Consider the following 22,742-nt stretch of genomic DNA (forward strand, 5'->3'; position numbering starts at 1 on the left):
TAATCAAGCAAGGTGTTGATTGATTAAAAACTAGCTATTCGCCTGAATAAACGTAATCGCTTTTTGTAAACGAGCTAAGGTTCTCTCTTTGCCGACTAATTTTGCCATAATATCCATTGATGGAGATTGCCCACTTCCTGTTACCGCCAAACGGAACGGCATACCGACTTTGCCCATACCGATTTCCAGCTCAGCGGCAGTTTGGTTCATTGCCTCGTGGATATTTTCCACCGTCCAGTCGTTGCAAGCGGTCAGTTTTTCCAATAATTTTGCAAGGGGCGCAATCGCTTCCGCTTTGAAGTTTTTAGCAGCGGCTTTTTCGTCATAGGTCTCAAACTCTTCATAGAAATAACGGCTGCTTTCGGCAAGCTCTTTTAAGGTTTTGCAACGTTCGCCTAACACCGGAATGATCTCTTCCAATGCCACACCGTTTTGGTAGTTGATACCTTGATGTTGCATATGCCATTCAAGGTGTTTCGCCACATAGCTTGGCTCAAGCGCACGAATATAGTGCTGGTTCAGCCACTGCAATTTTTCGGTATTGAAGGCACTTGCCGATTTGCTTACAGAATGAATATCGAAAAGCTCAATCATCTCTTGACGTGAGAAGATTTCTTGATCGCCGTGTCCCCAGCCTAAACGCACGAGGTAGTTAATCAGCGCCTCAGGCAGATAGCCGTCATCACGATACTGCATTACGCTCACCGCACCGTGACGTTTGGAGAGTTTTTGCCCGTCATCGCCGTTGATCATTGAAACGTGCGCATAGGTCGGAATTGGCGCACCTAAGGCTTTCAAAATGTTGATTTGGCGAGGGGTGTTGTTGATATGGTCTTCGCCCCTAACAACGTGGGTGATGCCCATATCCCAGTCGTCCACCACCACACAGAAATTGTAGGTTGGTGAACCGTCTGTACGGCGAATAATTAAGTCGTCCAATTCGCTGTTGGCGATTTCAATTCGTCCACGCACTGCATCTTCAAACACCACCGAACCGACCGTTGGGTTTTTAAAACGTACAACGTGTGGCTGGCTTGGGTCATTTTGTGGATTGTGTAAGCAGTGCTGATCGTATTTCGCTTTCTCTTTATTTGCTTCTTGTTGCGCACGCACTTCGTCTAAACGCTCTTTCGAGCAGTAGCAACGGTATGCCGTGCCGGCTTCTAACATTTGGTCGATCACTTGGTTATAGCGGTCGAAACGCTTGGTTTGGAAGTATGGGCCGTGTTCCCACGCTAAATCCAGCCATTCCATACCTTCTAAAATAGCGGCAGTTGCCTCAGGGGTTGAGCGTTCAAGATCGGTATCTTCAATCCGCAGCACAAATTCGCCTTGGTGATGTTTAGCGTATAACCAAGAGTAGAGTGCGGTTCTCGCCCCTCCTACGTGCAAGTAGCCGGTTGGGCTAGGGGCAAAACGGGTGCGGACTTTTACATTCGGATCTAAGGGGAAAAGGGTTTCAATTTTCATTTTATATTGCCTAATTGATGATTCTTAAGAAAAACTTGTCTATTTTACTATGCTTAAGGGTGAATCATAGTAAAAAATTAAATTTGTGGGGTAAAAAATCAGCAAACGGGGTGAAAAGAATAAAAAGGGTTTGACGAAACAGCAAAAATCTCTATAATTCACTTCCACAACAACGGGCGATTAGCTCAGTTGGGAGAGCACCTCCCTTACAAGGAGGGGGTCACTGGTTCGAGACCGGTATCGCCCACCACTTAAACTCAAGTGTTTCGTTGTTGTATTACAATCTAATTTTGAAAACGGGCGATTAGCTCAGTTGGGAGAGCACCTCCCTTACAAGGAGGGGGTCACTGGTTCGAGACCGGTATCGCCCACCACTTCAACTTAAGTGTTTCGTTTTCAAATTCCCTTTGATTTTAAGTCTCAAGTGGGCGATTAGCTCAGTTGGGAGAGCACCTCCCTTACAAGGAGGGGGTCACTGGTTCGAGACCGGTATCGCCCACCACTTAAGACTAAAATCATAAACTTCAAATGACGATTTTTCGTATCTGAAGGGCGATTAGCTCAGTTGGGAGAGCACCTCCCTTACAAGGAGGGGGTCACTGGTTCGAGACCGGTATCGCCCACCATCTATTTTGTTTAAAGCCTAAAACTTATATCATAATCTAAATAATCCCTCTAAAGTCACAACTAAAAAGGGAAAATAAATTCAGATGGTCTGTTGCATCTGCATAAATGCCTTTCTACGTGCAGAAATTAATCTTTTTCTATCTTTAATTTGCTTAATTTGACGCAGGCGTAATTTCCTTGTCGGTAGGGATTTCTTTTTCTTCAATTTTCTCATAATAAGAATTCTCCTGTTTTATTTGACCATCTGATAAATTTTCTTGTTCTTGTATCTTTTGCTCTTCAACTCGTTGATAATTAATAATACTACCATAATAACGCCGTATATTTTCAACATACTGTAATGCTTCATATCCTCGAGCATAGCCGTATTTTAGATTAGCATAATAACGTTTTTCCGCAAGCAATGGCAGATTCTTTTTAACATCAAGCCAATTATCCGGATCACCACCAAGTTGTTTTGTTAATCGACGAAGATCCAATAAGTGCCCCAATCCCATATTATACGCTGCTAGGCTATACCAAATTCTATCTGCTTGAGGAATGGTTTCCGGCATTTGTCTCATTAACATATGTAAATATTCAGAGCCAGCTTTGATACTTTGTGCAGGATTAGTTCTATCAGAAATTTTCATTCTATCGGCCGTATCTTTTGTCAACATCATAATTCCCCGCACTCCGGTTGGAGAAGTTGCATTAGGATCCCAATGAGACTCCTGATAGGCGATAGCCGCCAACATTTGCCATTCTAATTCACCTTTATGTGCCCGAAAAAGGGGTTCATATTTAGGTAAAATAGTTTTAATTGCATTCAAATAGCTCTGAATATCCACATAATCAAACTTAGCTAAATGATTAAAATATTTCTCTTCTATTCTTGATATCAGCCCAGTTTCCATAGAATAAGACATAAAATCCAGTAATGCAGACTGCAACTCGCTATAAGAACTGTTAGCTAAATACCATAACACTGGATTTTCATCTGTTAAGTCAAATCCCACCGCTAAATTAGGATTAATATGCTGTGCAGCAGAAATATCAACCGACATTGCTATTGTATGTGAAATTTCACCTTGTGCGACCTTTAGCAATAGCTCTTCTTGTGTAAATTTATCCGAGATCTGCCATTTTAATTCCGGATTATCCACCTTAAGCTGATTTAATATCGGAATTACCGCAGAACCTGCTGGAATAATCACATTTTCCCGCAAATCGGAAAGTCGATATGGTCTAGCACTTCCCTTTTTATAAACAAGCTGCCAAGAAGCCGAATAATAGGAAGGACCTATCTGAAATTCATCATTTAATTCAGAATGGTAAAGCAGTCCAGCCGCAGCAATATCAATATCATTATTTCTTAATGCTTCAAACAATTTTTCGCTACTGTCATAAGTTTTAATATCAAGATTGACCTTTAAATATTGCGCAAATGCCGTCGCTAAATCATATTCAATTCCACTTTTTCCTTCAGGACCAACAAAATAAGAAAGTGGATGATTGATCATTCCAACCTTTAACATTTTACTTTGCTGAATTTGCGTATAATGATTTGCTTCTGAATGAATGATTTTTTGCCAAGGAAAAATCATATCCCAAGCCCACAGTAACAATGCTACAGCAATAAAAAGGCGAGCAATTAATCCTTTCAATTTAAAATCCTCATTATTTCAACTAAGCATTAAGCCTATCTGAAATTACAAATTAACAGAATAATACTTTATAGTTTAATTATTTAATAAAAAAACAAAAGGGGAATATAATGGATATAATATAGAAATGGCGCACCCGAGAGGATTCGAACCTCTGACCGCTCGGTTCGTAGCCGAGTACTCTATCCAGCTGAGCTACGGGTGCGTATATTTGAATTGTAAGTTTATTTAGTATTATCAGCAACCATTTTAATTTGAATAGAGCAAAAATTAAAATGGCGCACCCGAGAGGATTCGAACCTCTGACCGCTCGGTTCGTAGCCGAGTACTCTATCCAGCTGAGCTACGGGTGCGTGATAAAGTAAATGGCGGTGAGAGAGGGATTCGAACCCTCGATAGAGCTTTTTAACCCTATACTCCCTTAGCAGGGGAGCGCCTTCAGCCTGCTCGGCCATCTCACCACTCACTGTGTCTGTGGGCGCCATATTACTAGAATTTAAAAAGATGTCAAATTCTTTTTCCTGAAAATTGAAAAATCCCGAGTGTTTGCCTATTGAATAAACAAAACGCTGTTTTTTTAAGTTTCATAGAATAAATATTAAACATTTCATACGGTTATAAAAAAGCGGTAAAATTTTTTAAAAATTTTACCGCTTGTCATAGCTTAACTTATTTATGCTTTTTGGTTTTACCTTTAGATTGCGATTTATTTTCATCTTCAGCAATCGTTTTTACACAAAGGTGCAATATTTGCTCAACCCCATTTTTGATATACTCATCTCCACGAACTTTGTTCTTCTGTAAATCTAACATCGCATCGTGAATGCCCTGGGTCATACTCGCTGGTTGAACAAGCCCCCAACAATTAGGATCTAAATGATTGAAATTTGCCTGCAAATCTGCGGCATAAATCACACCACTATAATAAGCATACACATTATGGTCTAACATTCGATTAATCGTTATTGCTCTAATTTGCTCAATTGGCAATGTAACCTTTTTAGTGTACCAATCATTTACCCCATTCATAAAGGAATTGATATCATAGCTTTCATTTACTCTATCCGCATAAGTCTGAGCCGTTGCACCATAAGCAATAGCATAAGATTTCTGATCAACATCATTATCATTTAAACGTGTCCAACCGCTTTTATTCGATGAACAAGCTGCTAAAAAAACAGCGGTGGAAAAACCCAGAATGGATTTCATTATACCTTTCATATCCATAACTCCTTATTGTGTTGTGTCATAAAGTTTTAGCTATTTTACCGAATAAATGGCAAAATTACCTAAAATTTTTTATGAGGTAAATAATGAAACAGTATTTAGACTTATGTAACCGCATCGTTAGCGAAGGCAAATGGGTTGCAAATGAACGTACAGGCAAACACTGCCTCACAGTCATTAATGCTGACTTAACTTATGACGTAGAAAAAGGAGAATTTCCTTTAGTTACCACCCGCCGGAGCTATTGGAAAGCTGCGATTGCCGAGCTCTTAGGCTATATTCGAGGCTATAGTAACGCTGCTGATTTCCGTAAATTAGGCACAAAATCCTGGGATGCAAATGCAAATGAAAATGCACAATGGCTAGCTAATCCCTATCGAAAAGGGGAAGATGATATGGGCTTGGTTTACGGCGCAGTAGGGCGTAATTTCCCGAAACCAGACGGTGGCTCAGTCGATTTATTGCGACAAATTGTGGACGATTTGAAAAAAGGAATTGATAACCGTGGTGAAATTTATACCTTCTACCACCCAGGCGCTTTCCATATGGGCTGCTTACGCCCTTGTTTACACAGCCACCATTTCTCTCTACTTGATGGCACGCTTTACCTGAATAGTACTCAGCGTTCGGCAGATGTACCGCTTGGGTTAAATTGGAATATGATTCAATGCTATACCTTTTTAGCTTTAATGGCTCAAATTACAGGGCATAAAGCAGGACAAGCGTTCCATAAAATTGTTAATGCTCATATTTATGAAGATCAACTAGAATTAATGCGAGATGTTCAGCTTAAGAGAGAACCACTCAATGCACCTAAATTAATCATTAATCCTGATATAAAATCCTTAGAAGATTTAGAAACTTGGGTGAGCTTAGATGATTTCAAAGTTGAAGGTTATGAATACCACCCTGCCATTCAATATCCATTTTCAGTCTAACACCTCTAACAAAAAGAGCTAAACTTTGACCAGCTTAGCTCTTTCAATTTGATTATAAACCTTTCGGGATACGAATTTTTTGCCCCGGGAAGATTTTATTTTCGTCTTTAATAACTTCTTTATTTGCTTCCACAATCGCTTTATATTTTGCACCGTTACCATAAGCTTTTGTGGCGATTTCCCACAAAGTATCCCCTTTTTGGATAACATAAAGCTCATCATCACTTGCAAGTTGCACGTTATCAGGCAAGGTCACTTCATCAATATTTACCTCTGTGATACCAGCCACATTACCTGCCATCAATACCGCTTTCTCAACAGCTGCTGCGGTTGAAGCAATACCTGAAATTTTCGCTACCCCGTTTTCAACCGTTACGTTTACATTTTCAACGCCCGGATTGTCTTCCGCCAAATGCTCTGTAACCGCTTTTGAAGCATCTTCTTCTTTATTAAATAATTTACGACCAATGTCGCCAACAAAATCAAATAAGCCCATAGTAAGTTCCTTATAAAATAGCTAAATGAAGTGGATATTCTACACAATTTCCAACTATTGAAATAGTGCATTGTTCTCTTAGAACGTCTAAAAGCTAATTAGTTCCTCAAGGCAACGCAACACAAGTGGTCATTTTTTCTCAATTTTTTGCAAAAACAAACGCTTAGATTTTATATTTTACTCATTTTCAGCTAGAATATTAAGTTTAAATATCTGATTGAATTTCTGGGAACATTCTGTGAAACAAGTACAATTTTATCTATTAAGCCAAGCTGACTCAGTCGAGCTTTCCGCCGCTGAAATGCAAGCCTGCGAACTTGCGGCTCAAGCGTGGCGATTAGGTAAACGGGTACTGATTGCATGCGAAACCGAGCAACAAGCGTTAAATATTGACGAAGCACTTTGGGCAAGAGATCCGGATTCGTTCGTGCCACACAATTTATCGGGCGAAATCACTACTTACCCAACGCCTATCGAAATTTCGTGGAAAGGCCAACGCAACGCCCAACGTCGGGATTTATTGATTTCGCTCCAAACCGAACTCCCCGAATTTATCGGCAGTTTTACCCAGATTATTGATTTCGTGCCGGTGGAAGAAACCTCCAAAGCACAGGCTCGGGAACGCTATAAACAATACCGCCAACTCGGTTGGCAACTGGAAACGATACAATGCTAAAAAACCTCTCTTGGTACGCAAAACGCTTTGACGAACTCTCCACCCAAGAGCTGTTTGAGATTTACTACGCCCGCACTGCGGTTTTCATAGTAGAGCAAAATTGCCCCTATCAAGAAGTTGATCACAAAGACTTACAAGCGGTGCATTTCTTTGCAAAAAATGCAGAAAATCTGACCGCTTACTGTCGTTTAATTCCAGCTGATGACAGTGTGCATATTGGCAGAGTGCTGGTGGTAAACCAATTTCGTGGCTCAGGTTTGGCAAAAGAATTGGTACAAAAAGCTATAGCTTATTGTCGAGAGCATTTTCCTGCTCAACCCATTCACGCCCAAGCCCAAAGTTACCTGCAAGGGTTTTATGAAAGTTTTAGGTTTAAAGCGGTTTCAGCGGTGTATTTGGAAGATGGGATACCACATTTGGATATGGTGTTAGAATGAATAAATTAGCTAAAATCGAACAATTAAAAACAGCACTTTCACAACGCCGTCCATTATCTGAAAGCGAAATTCAACGACTGCGGGAAGAGTTTATAATTGAAAGCAGCTATAATTCCAATGCGATTGAAGGCAATACCATTACCTTGCGTGAAACCGTGCTTATTTTAAAAGAGGGAATGACCATTGCTGAAAAGCCGATTCGGGAGCATTTAGATATTATCGGTTTTAAAGATGCGTTTAACTATATTTATGAATTAGTCACCAATAAAGAACCATTAAGCGAACGAGCGATTAAAAATATTCATTCGCTAGTGTTAATGAGCAATGCAGAAAGTCGTGGGATTTATCGCAAAATTCCGGTGCGGATTTTAGGGGCAGAAAATGAACCGACACCTCCTTATTTAATTGCCGAAGAAATGCAATCCTTGATTGAAAAATATCAACAAAAACTGGCTGCTCTGCATCCCATAGAGGCAATCAGTTGGCTGCATTTAGCCTTTGAAAGTATTCACCCTTTTATTGATGGAAACGGACGAACAGGGCGATTGCTGATTAATTTTGAATTATTGAAACAAGGCTATTTACCTGTTGATATCAAATTTACCAATCGAGCCCAATATTACCAATGTTTTGATGATTTCCATAAAAATCAGCAAGATATAAGCAGTTTAGTTGAGTTGATTAGCCAATATGAAATTACAGAATTAGAACGATATTTGGCGATTTTGGAGAAATAAAATGACCAAAATAGAACAGATAAAAGAACATCAACGCCAATTACAACTTCAATTTAAAGCGTGGATGGACGATAAGAAAAAACGTGAAGTGCTGACGTTTATGCGACCGAATGGCAATATTGTGGAACATTATCCAAACGGTACTGAAAAAATTGTTAAATATGCAAAATAATTTAGCAATTTTCTACTGTGGCACAAACGGAGCGGGTAAAACTACATTACGAGGATTTAACAAAGATACCGTACAGATTGTAATTGACTCCGATCATATTGCAATGGAAATCAACCCACAAAATCCACGATTAGCGGATTTAGAAGCTGGCAGAAAAGCGATTGAATTATTCAAATTTGCACTGAAAAATCAGATTTCTTTTTCAATGGAATCTACGCTATCAGGCAAATCCATTTTAAATCGAATGAAACAGGCAAAAGAGAAAGGTTTTTCTCTTCGTTTAAATTATATCGGTGTAAATGATCCTGATATTAATGTAAGACGTGTTAAAGCTAGAGTAAAAGCGGGTGGGCATTTTATTGATGAACAAACAATCCGCCAACGGTTTAACATGAGCCGAAAAAATTTAATTACCGCACTTTCATTTTGCGATGAAGTGTTAATTTACGACAACTCTGCTGAAATACCCGAAGTGGTTTTTCATATTGAGAATAACCAAATCACGCAAATTGCGAATAATTTAGTAGGTTGGTGTGAAAATTTGCGTGATGAATTGGTAGGATTAGGGTTTAAGATCACCTAGCACGAGCCGTGCTAGGCTCGATAATCCTAGCTCCTTCGGAGCTTAGAAAAGAATAAAGAGCCGCAGAGTGGCTCGGCTATGTTTAACCCCACACGGCTCGTGTGGGGTTGCAAGCGGTCGGGTTTAGGTAAAATTTTGCAAAAAATTACTCAAAACAGACCGCTTGTAAAATATCAAACGATAGCACTCGCCTCTGACGGGGGCTTAAATAAATAGGCACTCGTCGGAGACGAGCGCCATCGGGGCGATTTTTATCAATGATGAAACACTGATTTATGATAATTCAGAAACCAAGCCGAATTTGATTTTGCAGATTGCGGATAAGAAAGTGATAAAAATCTCAGAAAAAATACCGAATTGGTGTAATCAGCTTTGTGATGAATTAGTGGAATTAGGTTTCGGAATTTCCTAGCACGAGCAGTGCTAGGCTCTATAATCCTAGCTCCTTTGGAGCTGTAACTTAGAGCTACAAAGTGGCTCGGCTATGCGTAACCCCACACGGCTCGTGTGGGGTTGCAAGCAGTCAAATTTCCGCAAAATTTTGCAAAAACAGATCACTTGCATAGTACAAAGATAGAACCCTTCTTTAACGTTTAAAGAGTATTATCGGAGATATATTTTCTACATTTAACTAAACACAAAATTAGTAAGGAATAAAAATGCTTTCAACACAAACAATATTTACGTTATTTATTATTTTACTTATACTATTCATTTTATTTTCTTTTCAAAATTATATTCCTTTTGTTTTTAACTATAAAAAGCAAAGAGATTCAAGAATAGATTATAATATAGATATGTTTATAAAAGAATTAGAAAAAATTTTCGTAGATAATAGAACAGGACAAAGATACTTTAGGATATATTTTTATCAGTGGGAAGTTAATAAAAAGGCTTTTTTGGATAATTTCTTTTATCGAAGAATGATTATTGGTGATGATATCGTAACTAACATTGAGACATATTCTACAAATAACAAGTTTTTGTCTGAATTTAGAATATATCATAAATTCCTTGATAAAGCAGAAGCTAAATATATTTTAATTGAAAATTTAGAGAAATTAACATTTGATATAAACCAGATAGAGAAAAATAATATTATTTATATTGAGAATGCAATCAAAGATATAGAACAAGGTCAATTAACAAAAGAAAAACGTCATGAGTTAATTACATTTTTAGAGAAAATAACAAATTTACCTGCTAATTTAGCAACATTAATTCCAACAATTATTCAAATTATAAAATTTTTATTTGGTAGATAATTAATAATATCCCCCTTTTTAGTATGATAGATAAAGAGACACTTATGACCCAAAACTTCACAATGGAAGACCGTTTTAACCCTTCCGCCGTAGAGCAAGCGCTCTACCAACACTGGGAATCGCAAGGCTACTTTAAGCCGAGCGAAGATATTAATGCACCGAGCTACTGTATCGCTATTCCACCGCCGAATGTGACGGGGAGTTTGCATATGGGGCATGCTTTCCAACAGACCTTAATGGATACAATGATCCGCTTTCACCGTATGGAGGGGCATAATACCCTGTGGCAGTCGGGGACTGACCACGCCGGGATTGCCACTCAGATGGTGGTGGAGCGTAAAATCGCAGCGGAAGAGGGCAAAACCCGCCACGATTATGGACGTGAAGCCTTTATCAACAAAATCTGGGATTGGAAAGCCTATTCGGACGGCACAATCAGCCAGCAAATGCGCCGCTTAGGCAACTCGATTGACTGGGATCGTGAGCGTTTTACAATGGACGAAGGTTTGTCGAATGCGGTGAAAGAGGTGTTCGTTCGCTTGCACGAAGAAGGCTTGATTTACCGTGGTAAACGCCTTGTAAACTGGGATCCGAAACTGCACACTGCGATTTCTGACTTAGAAGTGGAAAACAAAGAGAGCAAAGGTTCGCTGTGGCATTTCCGCTATCCGCTTGCCAACGGTGCGAAAACCGCTGACGGCTTAGATTACTTAGTGGTGGCAACGACTCGTCCTGAAACGATGTTGGGCGATACTGCGGTGGCGGTTCACCCTGAAGATGAGCGTTATCAAGCCTTGATTGGTAAGAGCGTAATCCTACCGCTTGCCAACCGTGAAATCCCGATTATTGCCGATGAGTATGTGGATCGTGAGTTCGGTACGGGCGTGGTGAAAATCACCCCAGCCCACGATTTCAACGACTATGAAGTGGGCAAACGCCATGGTTTGCCGATGGTGAATGTGATGACGCTGAACGCCGATATTCGTAATGAGGCGGAAATTATCGGCACAGACGGCAAACCGCTTGCCGACTATGCTGCGCCAATTCCTGCCGAGTATCAAGGCTTAGAGCGTTTTGCGGCTCGTAAGAAAATTGTGGCAGATTTTGAAGCTCTTGGTCTGTTAGATCAAATCAAACCGCACGACTTAAAAGTGCCGTATGGCGACCGTGGTGGTGTGCCGATTGAGCCGATGCTGACCGACCAATGGTATGTGAGCGTCAAACCTTTGGCGGAAGTGGCAACCAAAGCGGTAGAAGACGGCGAAATCCAATTCGTACCGAAACAGTATGAAAACCTGTATTTCTCTTGGATGCGTGATATTCAAGACTGGTGTATCTCTCGCCAATTATGGTGGGGTCACCGAATTCCGGCGTGGTATGACGAAGCGGGCAATGTGTATGTGGCACGTTCTGAGGAAGAAGTGCGGTCGAAATATAGCTTAAATGCTGATGTGGCGTTAAAACAAGATGAAGACGTGCTAGATACTTGGTTCTCATCAGGCTTATGGACGTTCTCAACCTTAGGCTGGCCAGAGCAAACCAAAGAATTGAAAATGTTCCACCCGACTGATGTGCTGATTACCGGTTTTGACATCATCTTCTTCTGGGTGGCTCGTATGATTATGTTCACGATGCACTTCATCAAAGATGAAAACGGCAAACCGCAAGTGCCGTTCAAAACTGTGTATGTAACGGGCTTGATCCGTGATGAGCAAGGGCAGAAAATGTCGAAATCGAAAGGGAATGTATTAGACCCGATTGATATGATTGACGGTATTTCCCTTGATGATCTGCTCGAAAAACGCACCGGTAATATGATGCAGCCGCAACTGGCGGAAAAAATTGCTAAGGCAACCCGTAAAGAATTTGCCGAAGGGATTGTGGCACACGGCACAGACGCTCTGCGTTTCACCCTCACCGCCCTTGCCAGCAACGGGCGTGATATCAACTGGGATATGAAACGCTTAGAGGGCTACCGCAACTTCTGCAACAAACTGTGGAATGCCAGCCGTTATGTGCTAACTAACGACAAGTTAGATTTAAGCGAAGGTGAAGTGGAATTTAGTCTAGCGGATCGTTGGATTGAAAGCCAATTCAACCGCACGGTGGAAACTTTCCGCACAGCACTCAGCCAATACCGTTTCGACTTAGTGGCAAATGCGATCTACGAATTTACTTGGGATCAATTCTGCGACTGGTATTTAGAGCTGACCAAACCTATTTTCTTCAAAGGCACAGACGCCCAACGTCGTGGGGCAAGTCGCACGCTGGTAAATGTATTGGAAAAACTCCTACGTTTAATCCACCCGGTAATGCCGTTCATCACCGAAGAAATCTGGCAGAAAGTGAAAGGCTTTGTGGGCATTGAAGCGGATACCATTATGTTGCAAAAATTCCCGCAATTTGACCCGCTTGCGATTGATGAAACCGCCGAAAGTCAAATCAACTTTATCAAAGAGGTGATTGTAGCGGTGCGTAACATTCGTGCGGAAAGCAACATCGCACCAAGCAAAGGCTTAGATTTAATCGCTCGTAATTTCTCTGCGGACGAAGTCTCTATTCTCAACGCTAACGAAGTGTTGCTCAAATCGATGGCAAAACTGGATAGCGTGAAAGTGCTTGAAAATGGTGAAAATGCACCGCTATCGGTAGCGAAACTGGTAGCAAATGGTGAGATCTTGATCCCAATGGCGGGCTTTATCAACAAAGAAGCTGAGCTGGCACGCCTAACCAAAGAGATGGATAAACTTAAAGGTGAAGTGGCACGCATTGAAGGCAAACTTTCAAACGAAGCCTTTGTGGCAAAAGCCCCAGAGCAAGTCATCGCCAAAGAGCGTGAAAAAATGCAAGAGTACCTGAGTGGATTAGAGAAATTGCAGGTGCAGTATCAAGAAATTGAAGCACTATAATTGAACACAAGCGGTCAGAATTTGTAAATTTTTTGCTAATTCAGACCGCTTGCTTATTGAAGCTTTTCATTATAAATGTTTGGTTAAAATCGCCTCTAAGCGGTCATACCCTGCTTGAGTGAAATGTAGCCCATCGTGGCATAAGGTTAAATCTAAATTCCCTCCTTCATCAGCAAAATATTCCCACGTTTTTACATAAGTCAAATCAGCCGGGATATTTGCTTCAAAATACGCATTGAGTTCTTTAATTACCGCATTATTAGTGGTGGTAATATTATTAACCGGCGTGGCTTCCAATAGAAAAAATTTAGCATTCGGGTTAATTTTACGAAGGGAAGTCACAATTTCTCCAATCCACTCAAGAACTTGTTTTGGTGAGTAATCAGGCTCTTTCACAATGTCATTAACGCCTAGAAAAATAAATACATTATCGCCAACGTGTTGAATTCGCTCTTGTCGGGTAATCACATCTAAATATTGGCGGGTGCTAGTGCCTGATAAGCCCAAATTGGCAACGGTTTTTCCTGCTAAATTCGGCGTGCCGTTTTCCATATCTCCCCACATATCAAACAGGGAATGCCCAACGAGGGAAATATCTGCTTGCTTTTCAAATTCTGATTTTTTGGCTTGGTAGCGATTAAAAATATCTTGATCGGTAAGCATAGGTTCTCCTTAAATATAAATGAAAAATCGCTCCATTATTATACAAACTTGTAAACATTCACTCCAAGATATTTTGAAGAAAAATCCTATAAAAAAGCCACTTAATATCCGATTAAGTGGCTTAAAAAGATTAATTATACATCATAAGTAGTCGATGCGGTATTACCGCCACGTCCTGTCCAGTTGGTGTGGAAGAACTCACCGCGAGCTTTGTCGGTACGCTCATAAGTATGAGCACCAAAGTAGTCACGTTGGGCTTGGAGTAAGTTTGCCGGTAAACGTGCCGAAGTGTAGCCATCTAAGAAGGTGATAGCTGATGCCATACAAGGCACCGGTAAACCGATTTCTACCGATTTTGCCACTACTTTACGCCAATCTGCCAAGCAGTTTTCCAAAATATCTTTGAAGTATGGGTCTGAGCCTAAGAACACTAAATATGGGTTGGCTTCATACGCATCACGAATGTTGCCTAAGAAACGGCTACGGATAATACAGCCTTCACGCCATAATAGGGCGGTATTGCCGTAGTTGATATCCCAACCGAATTGCTCAGAAGCCTCACGAATCAACATAAAGCCTTGTGCGTAAGAGATGATTTTGGAAGCTAGTAACGCACGGCGTACTGCTTCTACCAATACTTTTTTGTCGCCTTCAACTTTGCCGATTTCTTTGTTAAACAGTCTTGAAGCCGCAACACGCTGATCTTTAAATGCAGAGACGCAACGGGCGAATACCGACTCGGTAATCAGTGTTAATGGAATCCCGAAGTCAAGGGCGTTAATACCAGTCCATTTACCCGTTCCTTTTTGACCGGCGGTGTCGAGAATTTTCTCTACCAATGGCTCGCCGTCTTCGTCTTTGTAGGCAAGAATATCAGTGGTAATATCCACCAAATAGCTGTCTAATTCGGTGTTTTTCCACTCTTTAAAGATTTCGTGCATTTCATCATAGCTTAAACCTAAACCATCTTTTAAGAATTGGTAGGCTTCACAAATTAACTGCATATCGCCATATTCGATACCGTTGTGAACCATTTTCACAAAATGCCCTGCTCCGTCACGCCCCACCCAGTCACAACAAGGCTCACCTTTGTCGGTTTTGGCTGAAATCGCTTGGAAAATCGGCTTAACATACTGCCACGCAGACTCATCACCGCCCGGCATAATTGATGGCCCGTGACGAGCCCCCTCTTCGCCGCCCGATACACCTGAGCCGATAAAGCGAATGCCTTTTTCCGCTAATGCTTTCACACGGCGGTTGGTGTCCGGATAGTTTGAGTTACCGCCATCAATGATGATGTCGCCTTCTTCTAAATGTGGCAGTAATGCATCAATAAACTGATCCACCACCTCACCGGCACGCACCATTAGCATCACTTTACGCGGTTTTTCCAACTTCGCCGCTAAATCTTCTAACGAGTAAGCACCGATAATGTTCGTGCCTTTCGCCGCACCTTCTAAGAACTCGTCCACTTTTGAAGTAGTGCGGTTGTACGCCACCACTTTAAAGCCGTTGTCATTCATATTCAAAATTAAATTTTGACCCATTACGGCGAGTCCAATCACGCCGATATCGCCTTTTTGTGACATTGTTTGCTCCTATTGTTTTTGATTCTATGCAAGCGGTCGAATTGGTAAAATTTTTTGCAAATTTGACCGCTTGTAACATTTATTAACCTAAAATAAACTCCACCGCCATTTGGCTGTGTAATGCTGCTGTATCGAAAAACGGTAACGGACTGTCATTTTGGTTAATCAGCAACCCGATTTCGGTACAACCTAAAATCACACCTTCTGCACCTTGCTCACGAAGCTGTTGAATAGTCTGAAGATAAAATGCTTTGGCACTTTCAGTAATCTTACCTAAACAGAGCTCTTCAAAAATAATCCGATGAATTTCTTGCTGTGTTTCTTCATTCGGAACAATGGGCGCGATACCACGCTCCAATAAACCGTCTTTGTAAAAATTATCGCTCATTGTAAATTGTGTGCCAAGCAAAGCGACTTTCGTAATGCCTTTTGCCTGAATAACTGCCGCCACGCAATCTAAAATATGCAAAAACGGCACGGAAATGTTATCCGTAATCTGCTTCGCCACCTTGTGCATTGTGTTCGTTGCCAACAAAATTCCGTCAGCTCCAGCTTGCTCTAATAAACGAGCTTGTTCAGCTAGAATATCCGCCGCTCCTTGCCAATTTCCCTGTTTTTGGCACTGCACGATTTCTTCAAAATTCACGCTAGACATTAAAATCTTCGCACTGGCATTTCCACCCAACGCCTGATTTACCGCACGGTTGATATTCAAATAATAAGAAACCGTACTTTCTGGGCTCATTCCACCTAAAATGCCGAGGGTTTTCATAAATGCTACTCTGTTACCTCAATAATTTGTGATTGCCCGACCTCTAAAGTATCAAGCCACTGCCAGATTTCTCGACCAAGCAATTTTTCATTTTCTAAAGTAAATGTGGTGACACATCGCCCAAGACGGTTTTCTAATTGTTGATTTAAATGTTGGTAAGTGAACTCAATTTGACAATCTGAAATCCATTTACCAATTAAAAATCCTTTTAAAATCTCGCCACCTTGATAGTCCGCCCATATCATTTTCTCTTGTTGAAAATAGTAGAAGCGAGTTTGGTCATTCACTTCGCCATCTTCACTATTTTGCACGGCAGTAAAGATTTTATTGTTAAGGTTAAACATAGATTATACCAATGATAACATGCTTATTTATCTGTCCCTCTGTAATTCATTTGGATCTGACAAATTCATACTAATCAAATCTAGAGGTTTTAATTTCTTATCATCATGTCCTAAATCTTTTCTAATAGCCTTATATACATTATCTATTTTCTTTAATGCCAAAAACGGATCATTTATATCATTTGATCCAGTACTTGTTCTAAAATCAATCCAAGCTTTTATAACTTCATCAGATGCCCAAAGGATAAAATTCTCAGTTAATTTGTGCATTTTATCCTGAAGCATCTCATCATTAGGATCAATTTCTATATTCCTCTTATGATTGTTTTGAAATAAATTAATAAGCTCAAAAAAACTTCTATATGTTTCTATTTTCGCTATTCTATGACTTTCTCTAATATCTCTAGATTTTGAGTTGTATTGAGTGTATATCACGCCAATGAAACCGATAGTCGCCGTTATTAATGGGATGGCTATTGTCGTATTATTTGGAATCCATAAGAAAATAAAATAATATAAAGAATAGATAATCAATGCTATCAGTATCAAACCTAGAATTAATTCAAATATCTTCTTCATTTTTATTTTCCTAATTGTAAATCCTATTGATATACTTCTTTACACTAAAGTAATTCAGCAGAATCACTATCCAAATACCACTCCGTTATCCCATCTTTCGCTTTAATTTTAGCAGCAGGATATGGCAATGCTTCCGCGGGCGTGGTTTGGATTTCTTTTAAAATTTCCGCTTTGCTTGCTCCTGTAACCAAATAAGTAATGCGTTTTGCTTTTTCAATGAGTGAAGCGGTTTTGGAAATGCGGATTTGCCCAGTTTCAGGGTGTTTGGCAATCACGGCAACGTTTTGATCATTAAAATCTGTTTGATGTGGGAACAGTGAGGCGGTATGCCCGTCTGTTCCCATTCCTAAAATAATCCAATCAAACGCCAAGTTCGGCACACAAGCGGTCAATTCTGCCGAAAATCTTGCAAGTTCTTGTTCTACATTCTCTTCACCACGAATGCGGTGAATATTTTCGCTTGGAATGTCGATGTGATCGAACAGTAATTTCTGCACTTCGCCGTAGTTACTTTCGGGATCGGTTGGGGCAACCATTCGATCATCACCCCACCAGAAATGCAAGTTTTGCCATTGAATTTCGGTATTTAATGGTGCTTGAGCTAAGGTTTTGAATAATAATTTGGGGGTCGAACCACCGGAAAGAGAAATATGCACCGGGCGGTTTTGACGGCTGTATTCAATAAACTCTTTAGCAATTTGTTCTACCGCAGCTTGGGCGGTGGGGAAAATAACTTTATTCATAATTTGCCTCGTTAGATCACCCCCTCTTTAGAAAAGAGGGGAGGGGGAGATTTGATTACGATTTCAATATTTCGTATGAGCGTATATAACTTCTGCCACAAACGCTTGCGTTTGAACATCAGCTTTGCTGATGGCACGAAGTGTGAGCGTAGCGAATAAATCTCCCCTAACCCCTCGTGGCTCAAAGAGGGGAACTGAAATTTACACTTTCTTCTTCATTGTACCGGACGGTTTTCGCCATACTTTGCCGTGTCTGGCGATTAATTTATCTGCCTCGGTTGGCCCCCAAGTGCCGGATTCATATTCATATACACGTCCACGATTAGCTTTGTAGTCTAAAATCGGTTGCACAAATTTCCAACAAGCGTGTACAGCATCAGTACGGGCAAATAAGGTTGCATCACCTTTAAGTGCGTCTAATAGTAAGCGTTCATAAGCGGTGAGTAAGCTTGATGATGAACTTAAATCGGAATAGCGGAAATCCATTGAGACTTCTTTTGCTTCAAAGCCCGCCCCCGGTTTTTTCAAGCCGAAACGCATTGAAATGCCTTCATCCGGTTGCACGCGAATAATTAATTTGTTTTCCGGTGCATTTTGGCTAAATACCGGGTGTGGTGTGGTTTTAAAGTGAATCACAATTTCCGTCACACGGGTTGGTAAGCGTTTACCGGTTCGCACATAGAACGGCACACCTGCCCAACGCCAGTTATCGATTTCACATTTTACCGCCATAAAAGTTTCAGTGTTGGAATCAGCCGGCACGCCTTTTTCTTCCAAGTAAGCCGGCACTTCTTTGCCGTCTACCGTGCCACGAGCATACTGCCCTAACACCACATTGTGTTTAACGTCTTCTTCAGTTAGCGGATGCAAGCAATATAGCACTTTTGCGACTTCATCACGCATTGAATTAGCATTAATAATTGCCGGTGGCTCCATTGCAACCATGGCTAATACTTGCAATAAGTGGTTTTGGAACATATCACGCATTGCCCCCGAGCCATCATAGTAACCGCCACGATCTTCAACGCCGATGGATTCTGCCCCGGTAATTTCCACATAATCAATAAAATTACGGTTCCAAAGCGGTTCAAATAAGCCGTTAGAAAAACGTAAAACGAGTAAGTTTTGTACCGTTTCTTTGCCTAAATAGTGGTCGATACGGTAGATTTGATGCTCTTCAAAGCATTTGTGGATTTGTACGTCTAATTTTTTGGCGGTTTCGATATCGTAGCCGAATGGTTTTTCAACAATAATCCGTTTCCAGCCAAACTCTTCGGTAGTTAAGCCGTGAGCGGCTAAACATTCCGGAATCACGCCATATAAACTTGGTGGCGTGGAGAGGTAATAAAGCGTGTTACCGGCTGTTTGATATTTATCGTGTAGCTCATCAAGACGAGGCAGCAACTTGGCATAATCCACTGCATCAGAGGTATTTACAGCTTGGTAATAAAGATGTTCGCAAAATTTATCTAATTCTTCACCGCTTGCTTTTTCAAATTTGACTAACGCATCACACATTTTTTGGCGGAAAGTTTTATCGGTTAAGTCAGAGCGAGAAACCCCTAGCACGGAGAAGTGTTCGCCCAATCTACCAATTTTGTATAAATTATAAAGGGCGGGGATTAATTTACGGAAGGTTAAGTCACCGGAAGCACCAAAAATCACGATACAACTGTTTTCAGCATTCATTTATTTATCCTATGTATTACTAATTGTTAAAATTTTGTTGGGTGCAAGATTATCATAAAAATTGCTAATCAAACTACTTATTTGAATAAAAATATTTTATCCCAATCGGTCGAGCCGTCAGCCACCATCACAAAATAAGGATTAATCAAACTTTCTCGCTGATTATAAGTTAGCGGCGAAAAATGAAAGTCGAAAATTTTGCCGCCCATTTCATTTAACAGCACTTCTGCCACAGCAGTGTCCCACTCCCCTGTGTCACCAAAACGGATATAACAATCGGCTTTCCCTTCTGCCACCAAACCTGCTTTTAGACTGCCCGATCCATATTTTACACACTCAATTTGTAGAGCTGAAATAGCCTTTCTGGCTTGTTCTGCGTGCAAATCGCTGCCTACGGTGACAATCAGCGGGGAATTTTCGGCTCGTTTCGGTTTGACAAGCGGTCGAATTTCTCCATTTTCTTGCAAAAAGCTACCGCCACCTTCCATACTAAAATAGGTTTTGTTTAAGACCGGGGCGTGGATCACTCCCAGCACCGGCTGGTTTCTGCCCTCACGTTTTTGCACTAACGCAATTACCACTGAAAATTGACCGGTGCGGTTAATAAACTGTTGTGTGCCGTCAATCGGGTCGATAATCCAATATTCTTGCCATTGCTGGCGTTCGGCAAACGGAATATCGCAAAACTCTTCCGATAGCACAGGAATGTTCGGTGTGAGCTGTTTCAAGCGTTCAGTTAAAAATTGGCTGATAATCAGATCCGCTTCTGTCACCGGTGTGCAATCGGCTTTGATTTTAATTGCCACCGAGCGGGCATAGAGCTGTTTTAACTGCTCACCGGCTTCTTTGGCGATAGTGATAATACTCTCGAGTAGTGGTTGAGTTAGTGTTTGCATAATAGCTCCTTGCCTATTTTTTTAAGTATTCTCGTAGCATAAATAGAGCGGACAAATTCCGTGCTTCGGCAAAATCAGGATCTGCCAGTAATTGATCAATTTTATCCAACGGATAACGCACAATTTCCAGCGGTTCAGGCTCATCGCCTTCCAATCTTGATGGGTACAAATCTTGTGCCACAAACAGATGCATTAAGCCATACATATGGCTCGGCCCACTATAAAGTGAGCGTAAAAAGGTCATATTTCTTGCCCCAAACCCGATTTCCTCTTGCAATTCACGGTTTGCACTTGCAATCGGCTCTTCGCCTGCATCCACAATGCCTTTTGGAAAACCCAGTTCATAACGCTCCGGCCCGACTGCATATTCTTTCACAAAAATCAGCTCATTGTTTTGAATCGGAATCACCATTACCGAAGAACGGCGATTCGGCGTAAGCCTTTCATAAGTTCGCTCTTCGCCGTTGGAAAAGCGTAAATCGACCGCTTGCACCTCAAAAATACGAGATTTCGCCACCGTTTTAATGTTCAAAATTTCAGGAAGTTGTTTTGTCATTTTATCTCCCTTTTTATCATCATCTAATATGCTAAAGATACCACATTTCATCAAATCCGGTTTGCTCTTTTTTTACATATTGATATGATAATGTTCGCTTAATACGGTTACTAAGAGAACATAAAAAGGATTTCTGATGACTTACAATCCATCTGAAACATCGTTAGTCATTGATGATGCCCATATCGCAAAAACTGAATTTTCCGAAATGCCTGAACTTATCACTTATAAATTTCGGGCTAACTATGATAAAAAACTGGCTGAAATGCAGATTCCGACAAAGCTGAATTCGATTATCGCTCAGATGAAATCGATAGAAGGCATTAAAGGGCTGGTAAAAGGGAGCTTCAATCGTATTCGCAATAATCAAAGTGATGAGATTGAAGTGACTTATCTTGAAAGTGCCTTCGATTCATTTTGGTTTATTGACGTTGAACGCCACTTAAAATATGAATGCGATGAAACCTACAGCTGTGAGGTATTCAATCATCATTCAAAAAATGTACGTCTGCTTAGCAATGGTAACGCCTTTTCAAGCTGTGAGGTAAAAAACGGTAAAATTCAGTTTGAGGTAACAGAACATTGCGAAACCACCAAAAACTATCGCCATTATCTCAGCAACGGCAGTGGTCATATTGATGACAATCTTGCAACGGTGTATTTAGGTAAAAATAAATTTCCGCACACAAAAATCAATAAAAACAACGTCAATACAGATAAAGTGCTGAAGTTTAAGTTATCCCCCGAGCGGTTAATTACCGACTCTGTTTTATATTTATTAAGCGAGAAGATCAAAGCCGAACGCATTACCCGTGATCATCTCTCTTTTAAAGAAGCAAAGTTATATCTTGTGCCGATTCATTTTTTCAGCTACTCCAATCCGTTAAAAGGGGTCTTTAATAGCTTAGTGAAATTTAATGCGGTAACCGGTGATTGCGAAATGATGAATCAAACAAAATACCCAACGCTTATTAGCAAAGAAGATTTACCGACTATTATCTCCGAGCTTGTGGTTGAAACCGCAAACTATATGTTGCCACTTTCAGGCACGATCACCAAGCTCGTTATCGACAATGCAAGAAAACACCAAACTCATTATGATGAAAAATAGACACGAAAAAGAGGAAAACGACACCGAAGTTCGGCTAGATAAATGGCTTTGGGCGGCTCGTTTTTATAAAACCCGCTCGATTGCCAAAGCAATGATTGAAGGGGGCAAAGTTCATTACAACGGGCAAAGAGCTAAAGTCAGCAAAGCGGTGGAAATCGGTGCGATAATCAAACTTCGCCAAGGCAACGAAGAAAAAGAGGTGGAAGTGTTAGCCCTCAGTGACCAACGCCGAGGGGCACCGGAAGCCCAACTGCTCTACAACGAAACCGAAAAAAGTATTAAACACCGTGAGGCAATGGCATTTGCCCGCAAAGCGAATGCTCTTTCAATGCCACACCCTGATCGCCGTCCAAACAAAAAAGAACGGCGGGATTTAATCAAATTCAAAGAGCAAGAATTTAGCTAAGCCCTTGCAATCAGAAAAATAATCCCTATTATTGAATATCCTAAGTAGGGGCGAAACATTTTTCGCCCCTATATAATTATTTCGGGCGAATATTGATTCGCCCCTACAGCGTTCGATTTGCACATTTTTAGCCACAAAACGCATTGCATTTTGAACGTTGGCTTTGCCAACGGCTCCGTAGGAGCGAACAAAATTAGAAATAATTTTGTGA

Annotated in this window: 23 protein-coding genes and 7 tRNA genes; 14 read left to right on the top strand and 16 right to left on the bottom strand. The window is 40.8% G+C overall.

From position 1 onward, the window contains the following. Positions 1-30 precede the first annotated feature (30 nt). A complete protein-coding gene (gltX, locus tag EL242_RS00450; RefSeq protein WP_126301085.1) occupies positions 31-1,470 on the bottom strand; it encodes a glutamate--tRNA ligase in 1,440 nt (479 codons plus the stop codon). A gap of 174 nt (positions 1,471-1,644) precedes the next feature. Between gltX and EL242_RS00455 the strand changes: the two genes are divergently transcribed. From EL242_RS00455 to EL242_RS00470, 4 genes are all read left to right on the top strand, one after another. Next, positions 1,645-1,720 (top strand) — tRNA-Val (locus EL242_RS00455). A gap of 48 nt (positions 1,721-1,768) precedes the next feature. Further along, a tRNA-Val gene (locus EL242_RS00460) sits at positions 1,769-1,844 on the top strand. 52 nt (positions 1,845-1,896) lie between these two features. Beyond that, a tRNA-Val gene (locus tag EL242_RS00465) sits at positions 1,897-1,972 on the top strand. Positions 1,973-2,020: 48 nt separating this feature from the next. After that, positions 2,021-2,096: transfer RNA gene (locus EL242_RS00470), tRNA-Val, on the top strand. A gap of 153 nt (positions 2,097-2,249) precedes the next feature. Here EL242_RS00470 and mltF read toward each other — a convergent pair. From mltF to EL242_RS00495, 5 genes are all read right to left on the bottom strand, one after another. Then, positions 2,250-3,743: a membrane-bound lytic murein transglycosylase MltF gene (gene mltF / locus EL242_RS00475; RefSeq protein ID WP_126301086.1), complete on the bottom strand. Its 1,494-nt coding sequence runs from the start codon at positions 3,741-3,743 to the stop codon at positions 2,250-2,252. A gap of 128 nt (positions 3,744-3,871) precedes the next feature. Continuing rightward, positions 3,872-3,948, bottom strand: a tRNA-Arg gene (locus tag EL242_RS00480). 71 nt (positions 3,949-4,019) lie between these two features. Then, positions 4,020-4,096 (bottom strand) — tRNA-Arg (locus tag EL242_RS00485). Positions 4,097-4,109: 13 nt separating this feature from the next. After that, positions 4,110-4,204, bottom strand: a tRNA-Ser gene (locus EL242_RS00490). A gap of 208 nt (positions 4,205-4,412) precedes the next feature. Beyond that, complete coding sequence (locus EL242_RS00495) at positions 4,413-4,964, bottom strand: hypothetical protein (protein ID WP_020824258.1); 552 nt, start codon at positions 4,962-4,964, stop codon at positions 4,413-4,415. 92 nt (positions 4,965-5,056) lie between these two features. On the opposite strand from EL242_RS00495, the gene EL242_RS00500 reads away from it, so the two are divergent. Then, positions 5,057-5,908, top strand: coding sequence for a thymidylate synthase (locus tag EL242_RS00500; RefSeq protein ID WP_126301087.1), 852 nt, complete (start codon positions 5,057-5,059; stop codon positions 5,906-5,908). A gap of 52 nt (positions 5,909-5,960) precedes the next feature. On the opposite strand, the gene lysM is transcribed toward EL242_RS00500, so the two are convergent. After that, on the bottom strand, positions 5,961-6,404 hold the full coding sequence (lysM, locus tag EL242_RS00505) for a peptidoglycan-binding protein LysM (RefSeq protein WP_126301088.1): 444 nt from the start codon (positions 6,402-6,404) through the stop codon (positions 5,961-5,963). A 238-nt stretch (positions 6,405-6,642) separates the two neighbouring features. Between lysM and EL242_RS00510 the strand changes: the two genes are divergently transcribed. The 7 genes from EL242_RS00510 to EL242_RS00535 all read left to right on the top strand — a co-directional run bounded on the left by EL242_RS00510 (position 6,643) and on the right by EL242_RS00535 (position 13,183). Then, entirely contained in the window at positions 6,643-7,080 is a 438-nt protein-coding gene (locus EL242_RS00510; protein ID WP_126301089.1) for a DNA polymerase III subunit chi, read from the top strand. Beyond that, on the top strand, positions 7,074-7,517 hold the full coding sequence (locus EL242_RS00515; RefSeq protein WP_126301090.1) for a GNAT family N-acetyltransferase: 444 nt from the start codon (positions 7,074-7,076) through the stop codon (positions 7,515-7,517). The genes EL242_RS00510 and EL242_RS00515 overlap by 7 nt, the downstream gene beginning before the upstream one ends. Then, a complete protein-coding gene (locus EL242_RS00520) occupies positions 7,514-8,254 on the top strand; it encodes a Fic family protein (protein WP_126301091.1) in 741 nt (246 codons plus the stop codon). Before EL242_RS00515 ends, EL242_RS00520 begins: the two co-directional genes overlap by 4 nt. Position 8,255: 1 nt before the next feature. Continuing rightward, a complete protein-coding gene (locus EL242_RS11410; protein ID WP_172595331.1) occupies positions 8,256-8,426 on the top strand; it encodes a hypothetical protein in 171 nt (56 codons plus the stop codon). Further along, the gene (locus EL242_RS00525) at positions 8,416-9,009 is read left to right on the top strand and encodes a zeta toxin family protein (protein ID WP_126301092.1); all 594 of its coding nucleotides are present in this window, start codon (positions 8,416-8,418) and stop codon (positions 9,007-9,009) included. The genes EL242_RS11410 and EL242_RS00525 overlap by 11 nt, the downstream gene beginning before the upstream one ends. 659 nt (positions 9,010-9,668) lie before the next feature. Continuing rightward, the gene (locus EL242_RS00530; protein ID WP_126301093.1) at positions 9,669-10,274 is read left to right on the top strand and encodes a hypothetical protein; all 606 of its coding nucleotides are present in this window, start codon (positions 9,669-9,671) and stop codon (positions 10,272-10,274) included. Between the two features lie 44 nt (positions 10,275-10,318). Next, entirely contained in the window at positions 10,319-13,183 is a 2,865-nt protein-coding gene (locus tag EL242_RS00535; RefSeq protein WP_126301094.1) for a valine--tRNA ligase, read from the top strand. Positions 13,184-13,252: 69 nt separating this feature from the next. Here the strand turns inward: EL242_RS00535 and EL242_RS00540 are convergent, their stop codons facing one another. The 9 genes from EL242_RS00540 to nudE form a co-directional block, all read right to left on the bottom strand. Continuing rightward, positions 13,253-13,846 (bottom strand): SGNH/GDSL hydrolase family protein, encoded by a 594-nt coding sequence (locus EL242_RS00540; RefSeq protein ID WP_126301095.1) that lies wholly within the window; start codon positions 13,844-13,846, stop codon positions 13,253-13,255. 134 nt (positions 13,847-13,980) lie between these two features. After that, positions 13,981-15,435, bottom strand: a complete 1,455-nt coding sequence (gene gnd, locus EL242_RS00545) for a decarboxylating NADP(+)-dependent phosphogluconate dehydrogenase (RefSeq protein WP_126301096.1) — start codon at positions 15,433-15,435, stop codon at positions 13,981-13,983. A gap of 82 nt (positions 15,436-15,517) precedes the next feature. Beyond that, on the bottom strand, positions 15,518-16,207 hold the full coding sequence (locus tag EL242_RS00550; protein ID WP_126301097.1) for an aspartate/glutamate racemase family protein: 690 nt from the start codon (positions 16,205-16,207) through the stop codon (positions 15,518-15,520). Between the two features lie 5 nt (positions 16,208-16,212). Beyond that, positions 16,213-16,551, bottom strand: coding sequence for a n-acetylglutamate synthase (locus EL242_RS00555; RefSeq protein WP_126301098.1), 339 nt, complete (start codon positions 16,549-16,551; stop codon positions 16,213-16,215). Positions 16,552-16,578: 27 nt separating this feature from the next. After that, on the bottom strand, positions 16,579-17,130 hold the full coding sequence (locus EL242_RS00560) for a hypothetical protein (protein WP_126301099.1): 552 nt from the start codon (positions 17,128-17,130) through the stop codon (positions 16,579-16,581). Between the two features lie 44 nt (positions 17,131-17,174). Continuing rightward, positions 17,175-17,873, bottom strand: coding sequence for a 6-phosphogluconolactonase (pgl, locus tag EL242_RS00565; RefSeq protein ID WP_126301100.1), 699 nt, complete (start codon positions 17,871-17,873; stop codon positions 17,175-17,177). Between the two features lie 201 nt (positions 17,874-18,074). Then, positions 18,075-19,562 (bottom strand): glucose-6-phosphate dehydrogenase, encoded by a 1,488-nt coding sequence (gene zwf, locus EL242_RS00570; RefSeq protein ID WP_126301101.1) that lies wholly within the window; start codon positions 19,560-19,562, stop codon positions 18,075-18,077. Positions 19,563-19,639: 77 nt separating this feature from the next. Beyond that, entirely contained in the window at positions 19,640-20,458 is an 819-nt protein-coding gene (cysQ, locus tag EL242_RS00575) for a 3'(2'),5'-bisphosphate nucleotidase CysQ (RefSeq protein ID WP_126301102.1), read from the bottom strand. Between the two features lie 13 nt (positions 20,459-20,471). Next, positions 20,472-21,014 carry an ADP compounds hydrolase NudE gene (gene nudE / locus EL242_RS00580; protein ID WP_126301103.1) on the bottom strand — a complete coding sequence of 181 codons (543 nt, stop codon included), beginning with the start codon at positions 21,012-21,014 and terminating at the stop codon, positions 20,472-20,474. A gap of 136 nt (positions 21,015-21,150) precedes the next feature. Between nudE and EL242_RS00585 the strand changes: the two genes are divergently transcribed. Then, positions 21,151-22,125, top strand: coding sequence for a hypothetical protein (locus EL242_RS00585; RefSeq protein WP_126301104.1), 975 nt, complete (start codon positions 21,151-21,153; stop codon positions 22,123-22,125). Next, a complete protein-coding gene (gene hslR / locus EL242_RS00590; RefSeq protein ID WP_126302678.1) occupies positions 22,115-22,531 on the top strand; it encodes a ribosome-associated heat shock protein Hsp15 in 417 nt (138 codons plus the stop codon). Before EL242_RS00585 ends, hslR begins: the two co-directional genes overlap by 11 nt. Positions 22,532-22,742: the final 211 nt, after the last annotated feature.

Source organism: Mannheimia haemolytica, assembly GCA_900638155.1.
In the GTDB taxonomy this organism is placed as follows: Bacteria; Pseudomonadota; Gammaproteobacteria; order Enterobacterales; family Pasteurellaceae; genus Mannheimia; species Mannheimia glucosida.

Coding starts and splice junctions, on each gene's coding strand:
- cysQ (WP_126301102.1), bottom strand. CDS start 20,458: ATGCAAACACTAACTCAACCACTACTCGAGAGTATTATCACTATCGCC.
- nudE (WP_126301103.1), bottom strand. CDS start 21,014: ATGACAAAACAACTTCCTGAAATTTTGAACATTAAAACGGTGGCGAAA.
- EL242_RS00535 (WP_126301094.1), top strand. CDS start 10,319: ATGACCCAAAACTTCACAATGGAAGACCGTTTTAACCCTTCCGCCGTA.
- gltX (WP_126301085.1), bottom strand. CDS start 1,470: ATGAAAATTGAAACCCTTTTCCCCTTAGATCCGAATGTAAAAGTCCGC.
- EL242_RS11410 (WP_172595331.1), top strand. CDS start 8,256: ATGACCAAAATAGAACAGATAAAAGAACATCAACGCCAATTACAACTT.
- EL242_RS00540 (WP_126301095.1), bottom strand. CDS start 13,846: ATGCTTACCGATCAAGATATTTTTAATCGCTACCAAGCCAAAAAATCA.
- hslR (WP_126302678.1), top strand. CDS start 22,115: ATGAAAAATAGACACGAAAAAGAGGAAAACGACACCGAAGTTCGGCTA.
- gnd (WP_126301096.1), bottom strand. CDS start 15,435: ATGTCACAAAAAGGCGATATCGGCGTGATTGGACTCGCCGTAATGGGT.
- EL242_RS00550 (WP_126301097.1), bottom strand. CDS start 16,207: ATGAAAACCCTCGGCATTTTAGGTGGAATGAGCCCAGAAAGTACGGTT.
- EL242_RS00495 (WP_020824258.1), bottom strand. CDS start 4,964: ATGAAAGGTATAATGAAATCCATTCTGGGTTTTTCCACCGCTGTTTTT.
- EL242_RS00520 (WP_126301091.1), top strand. CDS start 7,514: ATGAATAAATTAGCTAAAATCGAACAATTAAAAACAGCACTTTCACAA.
- EL242_RS00500 (WP_126301087.1), top strand. CDS start 5,057: ATGAAACAGTATTTAGACTTATGTAACCGCATCGTTAGCGAAGGCAAA.
- pgl (WP_126301100.1), bottom strand. CDS start 17,873: ATGAATAAAGTTATTTTCCCCACCGCCCAAGCTGCGGTAGAACAAATT.
- EL242_RS00530 (WP_126301093.1), top strand. CDS start 9,669: ATGCTTTCAACACAAACAATATTTACGTTATTTATTATTTTACTTATA.
- lysM (WP_126301088.1), bottom strand. CDS start 6,404: ATGGGCTTATTTGATTTTGTTGGCGACATTGGTCGTAAATTATTTAAT.
- EL242_RS00525 (WP_126301092.1), top strand. CDS start 8,416: ATGCAAAATAATTTAGCAATTTTCTACTGTGGCACAAACGGAGCGGGT.
- EL242_RS00585 (WP_126301104.1), top strand. CDS start 21,151: ATGACTTACAATCCATCTGAAACATCGTTAGTCATTGATGATGCCCAT.
- EL242_RS00560 (WP_126301099.1), bottom strand. CDS start 17,130: ATGAAGAAGATATTTGAATTAATTCTAGGTTTGATACTGATAGCATTG.
- EL242_RS00555 (WP_126301098.1), bottom strand. CDS start 16,551: ATGTTTAACCTTAACAATAAAATCTTTACTGCCGTGCAAAATAGTGAA.
- zwf (WP_126301101.1), bottom strand. CDS start 19,562: ATGAATGCTGAAAACAGTTGTATCGTGATTTTTGGTGCTTCCGGTGAC.
- EL242_RS00515 (WP_126301090.1), top strand. CDS start 7,074: ATGCTAAAAAACCTCTCTTGGTACGCAAAACGCTTTGACGAACTCTCC.